Raw genomic sequence first — 12697 nt, 5'->3', positions numbered from 1 at the left:
ATGGATATGCCATTTATTACACAAATATACGCACGTGAAGTATTAGACTCTCGCGGTAACCCAACAGTAGAAGTAGAAGTGTTCACAGAATCAGGCGCCTTTGGACGGGCAATTGTTCCATCTGGTGCATCCACTGGTGAATATGAAGCAGTGGAATTGCGCGATGGCGACAAATCCCGCTATTTAGGAAAAGGTGTTCTAAAAGCAGTCGAAAATGTCAACACAATCATTGCAGAAGCATTAGAAGGCAACTATTCTGTGTTGGATCAAGTGGAAATTGATAAAGCCTTAATCGAACTTGACGGCACTGAAAATAAAGGAAAACTTGGCGCAAATGCCATTTTAGGTGTTTCCCTTGCTTGCGCCCATGCAGCAGCAAATTACCTTGATATTCCTTTATATCAATACCTTGGCGGCGTGAATGCAAAACAATTGCCTGTCCCAATGATGAACATTTTAAACGGTGGGGCACACGCAGATAATAACGTGGATATCCAAGAATTCATGATTATGCCTGTGGGAGCAGAATCTTTCCGCCATGCATTGCGCATGGGAGCAGAAATCTTCCATAACTTAAAAGCAGTATTGAAAGAAAAAGGATACAACACAGCTGTTGGTGACGAAGGTGGATTCGCGCCAAACTTAAAATCAAATGAAGAAGCCATCCAAGTGATTTTAGAAGCGATTGAACGCGCTGGCTATATACCAGGAGAAGAAGTGCGCATTGCATTAGACGTTGCATCTTCTGAGTTATACAACAAAGAAGATGGAAAATATCATTTAGCTGGTGAAGGCGTTGTTAAAACTTCTGAAGAAATGGTGGATTGGTACGAAGAATTAACTTCTAAATACCCAATCATTTCCATTGAAGACGGCTTAGATGAAAACGACTGGGAAGGCCATAAATTATTAACTGAACGCATCGGTCATCGTGTGCAGCTTGTAGGTGACGACTTATTCGTGACAAATACAAAACGGCTTGCTCGCGGAATTGAACAAGGCGTAGGCAATGCAATTTTGATTAAAGTAAATCAAATCGGTACTTTAACAGAAACACTTGATGCGATTGAAATGGCAAAACGCGCTGGCTACACTGCCATCATCTCCCACCGCTCCGGTGAATCCGAAGACGCTACAATTGCAGACATTGCTGTAGCTACAAACGCTGGCCAAATCAAAACAGGCGCTCCTTCTCGCACAGACCGCGTCGCTAAATACAATCAATTATTGCGCATCGAAGACCAACTTGGCTCAACAGCACAATACCTTGGAATTAAGTCGTTCTATAATTTGAAATAATTGGAGATGTCCGTGCTTCCTGTTAGAGGGGGCACGGCTTTTTCTTTTTTCTATAAGAAGGCGGATTATAATTGCCAAAGTAGAGAACATAATAGCCAAGAATAGAAAAATGCCGCTTCCAGAAATGGATAATAGTCAAAAACTTAAAGTTAATAGTCAAAGTTTTCCCTTTATATAAAGCTTTTCTCCTTAGTTAATAACTACTTTTGCAAGTTATCATCAAGTTAAAATACAAAATATCATTGTATTTCTAATAACTTTTTCAACTGCTTTTGCAAGTTAAAAGCAAATTAAATTTTCCCTTTATATAAAGCTTTTCTCCTTAGTTAATAACTACTTTTGCAAGTTATCATCAAGTTAAAATACAAAATATCATTGTATTTCTAATAACTTTTCCAACTGCTTTTGCAAGTTAAAAGCAAATTAAATTTTCCCTTTATATAAAGTTCTTCTCCTCTATTACTAAGTACTTTAGAAAATAAAATCATGCCCAATATGGTATATACTTCATATACCTAGGAGCGGTATTTGGATCTAGAGGCTTAATTTTTCCATTTTCAACAGCATCCTTAATAATACGAGAAATTGTCGGAGAATCCGTTACTCCAAAGCGTTCCTTTAAACTACTGTTTGTTAAATAATCCTTCGAAACATACTTCAACGAAGCATGCATATAACAAGCATGAAGTTTTTCATGTCGTTCCATCTCTTTTAATGGTTTAAATTTATACAATGTTACCACTGTGTGTTCTGAATTTACTGTTATCGTCGGTGCAGGTAAATGCTCAGATTCAGCGGCAAAAACAATTTTATCAATTCCACTACCCCGTTCTTCACAAATACCAATTCTTCTCATAAAAGAAGCTAATCGTTCATTTCGTGATTGAGGCGGACTATCTAATAAACGTTCAGTGCTCATCAATGGTTTACCTGGATTAGTAATTTCCATTCTATCAGAATAAATTTCAATAGTTGGTCCAGTACCACTTATTCGAAAATCTTGATGTATAAGTGCATTGGCAACTACTTCACGTATTGCTAACTCAGGAAAATGTTTAATTGATCTCCTAATACCCTTTTCAATTATCTCCTCTGTGGGTGTCATCGAATCAATAAAATTTATCAGCCCTTCATATCCAATAGCATACCCTTTTCCACCAATTTGTTCTCTAACTGGATTTAGTTTATTTTTTCCACTATATTGTATAACTCTAACGGCTTTTCTATGTAATGTAGGAAATAGACTTAAATTTTTCGCAAAAAGAATTCCACCTAAATTCGTAATACTGTATCGTCCATTATCTTGACGCTGTACAAAATGATCAGCAATTAAATTTTCAATAACCATATCAAGATTAGTCGGTAATCTTAAATTAAGTAATTCATAATACGCAGTATAATCCAACAAACTAAGTACTTCTGATTTTTCAAGATCAGATTTTGCTACTTCTTCCTCAAATGCAACGTTTTCAAAAGCTCTCCATAATGCTCGCTCCTTCTCTGGATAATCCTTTAAAGGTTTTTTATGCGAACCAACCCGAATATATTCCTGACCTGAGAATTTGGTAGGTACATTCGAAGCTCTAGGAATTTCTAATATAACAAAGTCTAACCCATCATACTGAAACTCATACACTTGAAAATCGATTCGTGGATTAAGCAATCTAGATAACCATGGTTCCAAATCTTCTGCACCTTTTTTAGACGTAGAAATTTTAAAATTTGTACCTATTAATTTATGTGTATCATCTTCTATTCCCCAAACTAGATAAGCACTAGTTTTTCCACATAAAACAGCTGAATTACTAAGTGCAGAAATATATTCACCAATAGCATTTGGATCTGATTGATTTGATTTGAATTCAACCCATTCTGTTTCTTTTGGCAGGGCTTGTAATTCTTTTAATAAAGAAACTAAATAATCAATATCTCTATACATAGATTACTCCTTTCTTATATTAGAAAGAACCAACAATTTTTTCGAATTTAATATGATTATGATAAAAATATTTAGTCTTTTGAAGAAATGATTTAGATACAGTGAAAAGAGTGATTAAAAGTGTCCAATGTAGTTTTAAAATAAAGTTTTAATTATTTCTTTACACAGCGAATTGACAGTCTAGTTTTGGTATTATCTACGTTTACCAAACCATAACTCAATAAACTAACTGTAAGAATTCTTCCTTTGTTACGCCGCCGAAGTACATAGAAATATCCACATCGGACAATGCTTCTTCAATGTCTTGATAAGCATAACGTTTACCCACTAAGCGTTGCTCGATTTCTTCTACGTCTCTCACTCCAAAGAAATCGCCATAAATTTTAATCTCTTCAATGATGCCTTTGTTCACTTCCAAACGAATATCCACTTCTCCTGATGGGAAGCGTTTTTGCTTTTGCATATTAAATCTTGGGGATTTTCCGTAATTCCACTCCCATTTTTGGTAGCGCTCTTTTGATAATTCATAAATATTTTTCCAATCTTGTTCGGATAGCTCGTAATATTTGATATTCTCCTCGCCGCCGAAAATCGATTTTAAAATTTCCATTCGGAACTGTTCAACCGTAATTTTTTCCGGTAGAAAATCAATGATGTTGGCAACACGGGAACGCACGGATTTAATGCCTTTTGATTCAATTTTGTCTTGCTTCACTTTTAAAGAATTCGTCACTGCATCCAAATCTAAATTGAACATCAATGTACCGTGGCTAACTACACGGCCGCGGGTTACATATTGTGCATTCCCCGAAACTTTTCGTCCTTCCACTAAAATATCATTGCGTCCGGAAAGTTCCGCTTTTACTCCTAATTTTGCCAACGCATCAACAACCGGCTGTGTGAATCTTTTGTAGTTGCTGAAGCTGTTTCCGTCATCTTTTGTGATAAAACTAAAGTTCAAATTATTTAAATCGTGATATACTGCCCCACCGCCAGAAAGACGTCGAACAACAATCACTCCATTTTTTTCAACGTAGTCTGTGTTGATTTCTTCATATGTGTTTTGATTTTTTCCGATAATGATCGACGGTTGATTAATATAGAACAGCAAAAAGTCATCCTGCTCAACATCCATATTTCTTATAAGATATTCTTCTATTGCCAAGTTCACCCTAGGGTCTGTGATGCCTTTATTATCAACGAAATACATATACTTATCCTCCTTTATATGTCCCTATCTATTTTACACGAAAATTGCTCAAAATTACTGCTTTTAGTTCCCCTTAATATTTGTTTTATTGTTATAACAATTTCGATATTTGTAAAATAATAAAAACTATTTTCCTTATTAAAACATAAACAATTTACTCGTTTATGCGAATAGAATGCTATTTTATTAAAATTTTTGTATATAATGGTTGGAGGCCATTATAATTATTAAATGTTTAATATTGTTTAAACTATTAAAAAAAGGAGATTGAATGATTATGAAATTAGCTGTTATGGGTGCCGGCTCACTCGGAACAATTATTGGTGCATTAATTTCAAAAAACGGATATGATATCGACTTAATCGATGTAAACAAAGAACATGTCTATGCTTTAAATACAAAAGGAGCCACTTTAGTTGGACATTTAAACGAAACAATTCCGGTAAAAGCAATACTCCCTTCAGAAATGAAAGAAAAATACGATATTGTATTTCTACTGACAAAACAATTACATAATCAATCTGTTTTAGAAGGCTTGCTTCCTTATTTAAAAGAGGACGGAACAGTCGTTTCATTGCAAAATGGAATTCCTGAAGAACAAGTGGCTAGTATTGTAGGAAAATCAAGAGTCGTTGCTGGAACAGTGAACTTCGGTGCAACATGGAAATCCCCAGGGGTTTCAGAATTAACAACTGAGTATGAAGCATTTAAATCTAATGCTTTTGACATTGGGGAATTAAATGGTCAAATAACAGAACGTATACATACTATTCAAAAAATCCTTGAATCTGTTGGACATACAGAAATCAAAGAAAATTTAGTTGGAGCAAAATGGTTTAAATTGCTCGTGAATGTCACAATGAGCGGTTTATCAACAGCTCTAGGCTGCACATTTGGAGGGGTATTAGATAATAAAGTCGCTTTAACTAGCGCCGTGCATATTATGGATGAAGTGATTCGTACTGCAAAAGCCCAAGGGATCACATTTATAGAAATGCTAGGCATTGATTTCAACCAGCTGCAAGTAACAGACGAAAGTCAAATCCCACATCGCATGCAATTATTAACTTATGCGTTTACTCCTCAACGCTCATTAAAAGCCAGCATGCTGCAGGACTTAGAAAAAGGCAGAAAAACAGAAATCGACTATATTAATGGTGTCATCAAAGCAAAAGGATTACAGCTTGGCGTCGATACACCATTTAATAACTTAGTGGTGGATTTAGTAAAAAAAGCGGAAGAAACACAACAATTGCCTGTATTTGAAGAAAACATCAAGTATTTTGAGGAATTATTAAATTCTAAGGGAAAATGATTTAGTTTTTACACATAAATTTTGTCCTATTTAACGCTTTGCATGGAATGATGGACATGATCTTTGCAAAGAATCATGAATGCTCTCTCCATGCAAGCGTTCCCTTATTGATTCAAGGCAGCGAATTTTTCACATCATGAAAGCGATTATTAATCATCCACCTCTACTTCTAAAATTTCCCCAGTGTTTGCGTTGATTTTAGCTTCTATTTCTGTGTAAGAATCTCTAAATTCAACTGTATAAATTTGCACCCCATACTCTGCATCAAGGGACCAGCCTATTGGAGCAAGTCCTTGTACTTCCGAAATTTGTGAAGCAATTTCAATGGCTTCTTTTAGATTCATTATGCTTGAAAAATCTAATACTTCTTCTGTTCCTTTCATTCTTTTCACTTCATTTTGATAAATTTCTTTTGTTGTTGCATCAATTTTTAGTTCATACTCTTTGGCTGAATCAAAACCGTCGATTTCATAATATAATTGTCCATAACCAATTTCTAAATCAACCGATTCAATTTTTGCATTTGGATAAACTTCATTAAAAATCCCCAATGCCTCTGACAATGAAACTTTTGGACTTTTGATATCAAAAGTGTTGGCTTCGTTTCCTGTTGAAGAATTAGATTTATAATTTACATTGGTCAAGTTAGAAGTCTTTGTTTGATAGGCAGCTGTATCTAGTTGATTAAGCGTATCTACATTTTCTGTTGATGTATTTGTGCCACATCCTGCCAATAAAAGTAGTGTGCATCCGGTTAACGTTAATTTTTTTATCATTTCCATTCACTCCTTATATTTTATCTACTTGTCATCAAAAACCACTTCAAAACATCATCCTCTTTTGAATGAATTTCTTCCTATCTCCCTTCTGTTTAGGCTCTAAGTCAGTACTTGTATCATCTCTTTGATTATCAAGATACCATTGGTTTCTGAAATTTATATGAAAAGGTATAATGAAAATACTTAGTAGAGGTTGATTGGTTAAATCCCTGACAATTTTCCAAAGCGAGGAGGAGTTGAATTTTTTATGAAAACCTACATTTATTTTCTCTAAGACCATCATATTGAAAGCATTATTGCCATAAATTTATAAGTAGAGTAACGGAGAGGAGGATTTTTTGTTTACTCAATATAAATATTGGCAGCCTTATGTTAGTCCAAATGATCCTTGTCCACCGATAAAAATAAAAAGCTATTCCACTCCCCCTCAACTTTATATAGGATTCCAACCACTTGGATTGCCTCAATTTCAAACTCCCAAAGAAGCCTTAAAACATGGAACCTTATGGCCTCAGCTTTATAGTCCTTATCCAAATCCACAAAAAGGAATGAAAAATCATGAGTAAAACAATGCCCCCTGAGTTTTACAGTATGTTGGAAGAAATTCAGGCCATTGATTTTGTTATTGTGGAATTAAATCTGTATTTAGATACGCACCCTGACGATTTTGAAGCCATTAAACAATTTAATGACTTCACTGAAAAAAGCATGAAATTAAAAATAGAATTTGAGAAAAAGTTTGGTCCGTTAATGAATTTTGGTAAAAGTTTTTCGAATTACCCTTTTAATTGGATCGATACACCTTGGCCTTGGCAGGTTTAAGTACCTAAATTCGTTAGGAGGAACAAATGGTGTGGTACTATGAAAAAAAGCTTCAATATCCAGTGAAGGTAAGTACCTGCAATCCAATGCTTGCAAAGTATTTAATTGAACAATATGGAGGCGCTGATGGGGAGTTGGCAGCTGCCTTACGCTATATGAATCAACGCTATACCCTTCCGGATAAAGTGGTCGGCCTATTAACGGATATTGCAACGGAGGAACTCTCTCATCTCGAAATGATTGCCACAATGATTTACAAGCTGACAAAAGATGCGACACCGGAACAATTAAAAGCAGCAGGGTTAGGAGATCATTATGTGAATCATGATAAAGCCCTGTTCTACCAAAACGCATCCGGCGTCCCATTTACTGCATCGTATATTCAAGCAAAAGGCGACCCAATTGCCGATTTGTACGAAGACATCGCCGCAGAAGAAAAAGCACGTGCAACTTACCAATGGATTATTGATATGTCTGACGATCCAGATTTAAATGATAGCTTGAAATTTTTACGGGAAAGAGAAATCGTCCACTCCCTCCGATTTAGGGAAGCCGTCGAAATCCTTAAAGAAGACCGAAATACAAAAAAATTCTTTTAAAATTAATGGCTGTCTAAAGCAATCAAGTTGGAGTATTCAACTTGATTGTTTTTTAGTGCAATGCAAATTTACCCTATTGAATAATTACCGCATTAGCTATCTCAATTTTAATTTTCCGAAAATGTTGAAATTTCCTGAAAAGTAAAAAAACATTTAAAATGTTAAAACTCTCTAATTTTTCGACGATAAGAAAATGGGCCCGTTAATTTTAAAAATAAAAGTAAGAATAATGTCGCGACTTTTTATCAAGGCAGTAGGTCTAAAATTTTAGCCGCAGCTGTGGCTCAACTATTGGATTGATTAGATGCCATATTGAATGTATTTTAAAGAACTATCTGTCCAATTACTTATTTTTACATTTTATAGAAAGTAGCTGCTTAATCTTTATTGTAGAAAGGTGCATCAAAATGATTCTCTTAGACGTTCAAATCATTTCTCCTATTTTGATTAAATCGTTACAAAAAGTTAATAACAAAGTAGCCATTCAGATATGCTAAAATCCTTACATTTAATGGATGATAAGGATTTTTTTCTTTTATGGATGCACATCAAAAGTTGTTGGGTAAGACAATTCAAAGATAAAAGATATATTCTGTCAAATCTTTTCTAAAATGTATCTTGATTATTTTTTATTAAATTCCGGCAAAGCAAATGGATTTACGGAATGGAGCATTCGAGGGAGAGATAAGAATTGAGGAAAAGTATCCGGAAAAAATCAATAAAAACCCAATTAATTGTCAGTTTTTTAATTCCTTTCCTTATATTTTCATTCATTCTATTTGGGTTTGTTCGATATGTATCAGATTACATTATTCAAGAACAAGTGATTCCGCAGTTTGATGAACGGTTAAAAGAAAATGGACAAACACTGGCAAAATCGATTGATCCAGATTTAATTAAGCATGCAATGATTTACCCTGAAAAATATGGGACGGAACTGAAAGACAAATTAGATTCATTTATTGAAGGAAAAAAAGGAATCGAATATGTATATATATTGTCCAGAAAAAATGGAAAGGATGTCATTGTCGCATTAAATGGCAGTGACGAATATATGGTTGAGTCTTCGTTTACAGATGAGCAAAAATCATCATTTGAAGAAAACAAGAATGTGCTGAGTCCTATTTATAAAGATAAATGGGGTGTGCATAAATCATTTTTTACTCCTTTAGATGATAATGGTGTGGACGCTATTTTAGGAATCGATATGAGCGCTGAATTTATAGACCAGTTAAAACGGTTTCGCTTATTGTAACAGCTATTATGATTGTTATTGGGGTCTTATTAGCTTTATTCATTGGAAGAAGAATTTCTAACCCTCTGAATAGTTTAGTACATTATGCGAAACTCTTTTCTACTGGAGATCTTAGCGAATCAGTAAAAATTCAGCGAAATGATGAAATCGGCATCTTAGCAAACAGCTTTGAAGAAATGAGAAAAAATTTAAGCCACATCATTGATAATGTAAAAGAGAAATCGGAAGGAATTCATCATACTAGCCAAACGCTTCTGGAATCCTTTGAAGAATTAGATGAGGCTTCTAAACAAATTGCGACAAGTACAGATGAAGAGGCGAAAGGTGCCGAAGAAAGAGCCAACCATATTGAACGAATCTCAAATATGCTATCTGAAATGTCCACTTCGATATCCAACGTAGATGAACAAACTAAGTTGATTAAAAACCTTACTGATCAAACAAGTCAGCAAGCGGATAAGGGAAATGTTCAAGTTCAAATGATTGTCGAACAAATAAACAAAATTAAACAAAATGGTATGGTCAGCAAAGAGAACTTGTTTAATCTAGGAAAAAAATTAGAACATATTAATGAAATCATTAAGATTATCCAAGAAATTTCATCCCAAATTCATCTTCTTTCTTTAAATGCATCCATTGAAGCTGCCCGTGCTGGAGAGGCGGGCAAAGGATTTTCAGTTGTTGCCCAAGAAGTTCAGAAACTTGCAAATCAAACGGATGGATCGATCAAAACAATATCTGAAGCGATAAGTGAAATCAATGAACAAGCAAATCTCGTACTAAGTTTGAACCAACAAGATTATGAGGATATTGTAAAAGGTGTTGAGATTGTTGAAGATAATGGACGGTTATTCAATTCTATTTTTGAGTCAGTAGAACAATTGGCAAAAGGAATTGATACGATTGTGAAAAGTATAGAAGATTTGAATCAAGCATCCGACGAAATTTTAATGTCCATTCAAGAAATTTCTGCCATTTCAGAACAAGGAGTAGCCGTTACGCAAGAAATTTCTGCTTCTGCTATCCAACAAAACAACACGGTCGATTACTTAAAACAACAAAATGTAAACCTAAAAAACTTGGCTGACAACCTTCAAGACATGATTAAGCGATTTAAAACAAGTAAAAGTGATATTGAAGCAAAAATCAGGGACTCCTTATCTTAGATGCTCTTACTTCTGTCTGATTATTATATGGGGGTATAGGCGGCAAATTGCAGACAGATTTAACGGTTTCCAAAAAAAGCAACAGAAAATTAATAAACTCCCTATTAGATAGACAGTAAAAAAATATTACTGCTTATCTAAGATTGGGAGTTTTTTTTTTTCAAAAAATCATTTTTATTTAGAAGAAGGTCTATACTTAATTAATAGCACGTTCATTTATTTTATTAATATCCGTCTCATCAATTCTTTTTCCAGAAACAATGTTATTTTTGAATTCAATTCCAATTTCACTTAAATCGACAGGACGATCAAATGTTCTAAAGACGCTTATTTTTTATCATCTCATATTACTATCCTTTATAAACATTTCCACGGCTAGCTATTTTTAATACTAAAATAATTAACTTATAAAACATTGACACCCGCTTGTTAATATCCCCCTTGTTTTCTCCCATGAAATAGTTACTTGCCGATAATGGATTTCCTAAAAAAAAGACTTCCACAATTGGAAATCGTTCTTCATTCATCATGCCAACTCCAAGCTTCGCAATGCAACGAGTGGGGTGGATTGATGTCTTTTACATTGTCGGTAGTCGGAAACAAGTCAAAGGCACTTTTTGCACTATCGGTGTTTTTGGCAAGTAGAAAATGTATGAAATGGCAATTAAAAATGCATACATACACTTGCCAAATTCCATGGTTAACGTTGAGAGATTGAGTCTTTGTATCGGTGACTTTCACCATTGAAGATGATTAAATGAGAATGATGAATCAGCCGATCAATGACGGCCTCTGTTAAAATGGGATCGCCAAAGACATTATTCCATTGGCTAAACGGTAAATTGGTTGTCACAATGATGCTTTTGGTTTCATAACACATGGAAATAACTTGAAATAATAACTCTGCCCCCTGTTTATGCAATGGAATATAGCCCAATTCATCAAGAATCAAGAGATCCAACTTTTCGATTTGATTGAGAAATTTACCAAGGTCACCTTTTTCATTGGCCTCCAATAAAGCATTGACAATGGAGGCGGCCGTATAGAACTTCACTCTTTTTCCTTGTTTTTTCATCAAATTGAGGGCGATGAGAGTGGAAAGGAATGTTTTACCGGTTCCCACTCCGCCATAGAAGATAAGGTTTTCCTGATTTTTCGTAAACTCACCTTCTAAAATATAATCTTTTGTGATGCCTGGGGCTAGTTGAATCTCCCGCCAATCATAAGGTTTATTTGGAATTTTCGGCAATGTCGCCTGTTTTAGTAGTAAATTTATCCTTCTCTCATCTCGATGCTGCACTTCTCGTTCAAACAGCTTCAGTAAAAATTCCTCATTTGTTTCCGCATGGATGGTATGGTAATTGGCTGGAATCCAGCTTAATTTTAGTCTTTTGGCATATTCCTTAATCATTTGTTCCATGATGCCACATCTCCTTGGGATTCGAATAGGCGGTCATAATGCCTTACTCCTCGGATGGCTTCCGGCATATCTGGAACGTGTTTTTTCGGTTGAATTGGCTCTCGTATACCTCTTCCATTGATTAATTGATAAAATACCTGTTTAATCGATTCTACTTTCGGATGACCATACTGGGAGGCAATCCTCAAAGCCTGTGTCGAAACTTCGAAATCATGTTCTTTTAGTAAAACAGCTAGTAGTTGTAATGCTTCCTTCTTTTCTTGAACGGTACAATTGGAAAAATAATTTTTCCATTCTTCCGGCATCTTTTCATAGAAATCCGTATATTTTAATGCATTTGGCCTTTTGGCCATTAACGTAAGATATGGTTGCCATTTCATTGATTTTTGTTTTGTGCCATATAAACGCTCGTGCTTGATAATCAGCTCATGCTCTTCTGTTAAAATGGCAATCTCATGATAAGAGATCTTTGCCAAAACCTTTTGTTTGGCAAAACGGGGAGACGTGGAATATAAATTGTTTTCTAAATGGATGAAACCATACTTATCAGCCGTGACCTGCTCATATCGGACACATTCAAATTCTTTGGCTGGCAATTGAAGAAATAACGCTTGTTCTTCTTCAAATAATTCAGCGATGAGTCGCTCCTTCTCATAATGCGGACGATTCCAGTCCTTCTCACATTTCTCCCATAAAGATTCATTAAAACTTTCTAGTTGATAGATTGTTTGTTCAGGTAAAAAGAAATTGTTTCGAATATATTTCACCTTTGATTCGACATTCCCTTTTTCATTTCCGCTGGCTGGGTTGCAGAACTCGCATTCAAAGCCATAATGTAAAACGAATCGTTGAAATGTCTCTGTCAATTCTCTTTCTCCGTTTGGCAACGCTTC

13 protein-coding genes are annotated in these 12697 nt (G+C 35.0%); 7 read left to right on the top strand and 6 right to left on the bottom strand.

Annotated elements, in window-relative coordinates; translation table 11 throughout:
- The first annotated feature begins 6 nt into the window (after positions 1-6).
- The gene (gene eno, locus DKZ56_RS13625; protein ID WP_208650468.1) at positions 7-1299 is read left to right on the top strand and encodes a phosphopyruvate hydratase; all 1293 of its coding nucleotides are present in this window, start codon (positions 7-9) and stop codon (positions 1297-1299) included.
- Positions 1300-1783: 484 nt separating this feature from the next.
- Here eno and DKZ56_RS13620 read toward each other — a convergent pair whose 3' ends face one another.
- The gene (locus DKZ56_RS13620; RefSeq protein ID WP_208650467.1) at positions 1784-3238 is read right to left on the bottom strand and encodes an ATP-binding protein; all 1455 of its coding nucleotides are present in this window, start codon (positions 3236-3238) and stop codon (positions 1784-1786) included.
- Between the two features lie 217 nt (positions 3239-3455).
- Positions 3456-4448 (bottom strand): lipoate--protein ligase, encoded by a 993-nt coding sequence (gene lplA, locus DKZ56_RS13615; protein WP_208650466.1) that lies wholly within the window; start codon positions 4446-4448, stop codon positions 3456-3458.
- 277 nt (positions 4449-4725) lie between these two features.
- Here lplA and DKZ56_RS13610 point away from each other — a divergent pair, with 277 nt between their 5' ends.
- Complete coding sequence (locus DKZ56_RS13610) at positions 4726-5763, top strand: ketopantoate reductase family protein (protein WP_208650465.1); 1038 nt, start codon at positions 4726-4728, stop codon at positions 5761-5763.
- A 149-nt stretch (positions 5764-5912) separates the two neighbouring features.
- Here DKZ56_RS13610 and DKZ56_RS13605 read toward each other — a convergent pair whose 3' ends face one another.
- On the bottom strand, positions 5913-6539 hold the full coding sequence (locus DKZ56_RS13605) for a PepSY domain-containing protein (RefSeq protein WP_208650464.1): 627 nt from the start codon (positions 6537-6539) through the stop codon (positions 5913-5915).
- 341 nt (positions 6540-6880) lie between these two features.
- Here DKZ56_RS13605 and DKZ56_RS13600 point away from each other — a divergent pair, with 341 nt between their 5' ends.
- The 5 genes from DKZ56_RS13600 to DKZ56_RS13585 all read left to right on the top strand — a co-directional run bounded on the left by DKZ56_RS13600 (position 6881) and on the right by DKZ56_RS13585 (position 10384).
- On the top strand, positions 6881-7108 hold the full coding sequence (locus DKZ56_RS13600) for a spore coat associated protein CotJA (RefSeq protein ID WP_208650463.1): 228 nt from the start codon (positions 6881-6883) through the stop codon (positions 7106-7108).
- Complete coding sequence (locus DKZ56_RS13595) at positions 7101-7364, top strand: spore coat protein CotJB (RefSeq protein ID WP_208650462.1); 264 nt, start codon at positions 7101-7103, stop codon at positions 7362-7364. The genes DKZ56_RS13600 and DKZ56_RS13595 overlap by 8 nt, the downstream gene beginning before the upstream one ends.
- 29 nt (positions 7365-7393) lie before the next feature.
- Positions 7394-7963: a manganese catalase family protein gene (locus tag DKZ56_RS13590; protein WP_208652266.1), complete on the top strand. Its 570-nt coding sequence runs from the start codon at positions 7394-7396 to the stop codon at positions 7961-7963.
- 691 nt (positions 7964-8654) lie between these two features.
- Positions 8655-9218 carry a hypothetical protein gene (locus tag DKZ56_RS15615; RefSeq protein ID WP_245989487.1) on the top strand — a complete coding sequence of 188 codons (564 nt, stop codon included), beginning with the start codon at positions 8655-8657 and terminating at the stop codon, positions 9216-9218.
- A gap of 8 nt (positions 9219-9226) precedes the next feature.
- On the top strand, positions 9227-10384 hold the full coding sequence (locus DKZ56_RS13585; RefSeq protein WP_245989485.1) for a methyl-accepting chemotaxis protein: 1158 nt from the start codon (positions 9227-9229) through the stop codon (positions 10382-10384).
- A 350-nt stretch (positions 10385-10734) separates the two neighbouring features.
- Here DKZ56_RS13585 and DKZ56_RS13580 read toward each other — a convergent pair whose 3' ends face one another.
- The 3 genes from DKZ56_RS13580 to DKZ56_RS13570 all read right to left on the bottom strand — a co-directional run bounded on the left by DKZ56_RS13580 (position 10735) and on the right by DKZ56_RS13570 (position 12670).
- Complete coding sequence (locus DKZ56_RS13580) at positions 10735-10911, bottom strand: hypothetical protein (RefSeq protein ID WP_208650461.1); 177 nt, start codon at positions 10909-10911, stop codon at positions 10735-10737.
- A 173-nt stretch (positions 10912-11084) separates the two neighbouring features.
- Complete coding sequence (gene istB / locus DKZ56_RS13575; protein WP_013399917.1) at positions 11085-11804, bottom strand: IS21-like element helper ATPase IstB; 720 nt, start codon at positions 11802-11804, stop codon at positions 11085-11087.
- Positions 11792-12670 carry a Mu transposase domain-containing protein gene (locus DKZ56_RS13570; RefSeq protein ID WP_245989479.1) on the bottom strand — a complete coding sequence of 293 codons (879 nt, stop codon included), beginning with the start codon at positions 12668-12670 and terminating at the stop codon, positions 11792-11794. Before DKZ56_RS13570 ends, istB begins: the two co-directional genes overlap by 13 nt.
- Positions 12671-12697: the final 27 nt, after the last annotated feature.

This window comes from Ureibacillus thermophilus, from assembly GCF_004331915.1.
Classification (GTDB): Bacteria; Bacillota; Bacilli; order Bacillales_A; family Planococcaceae; genus Ureibacillus; species Ureibacillus thermophilus.
The sequence above is the reverse complement of the archived record's forward strand: the minus strand, read 5'-3'. Positions and strand labels throughout refer to the sequence as shown.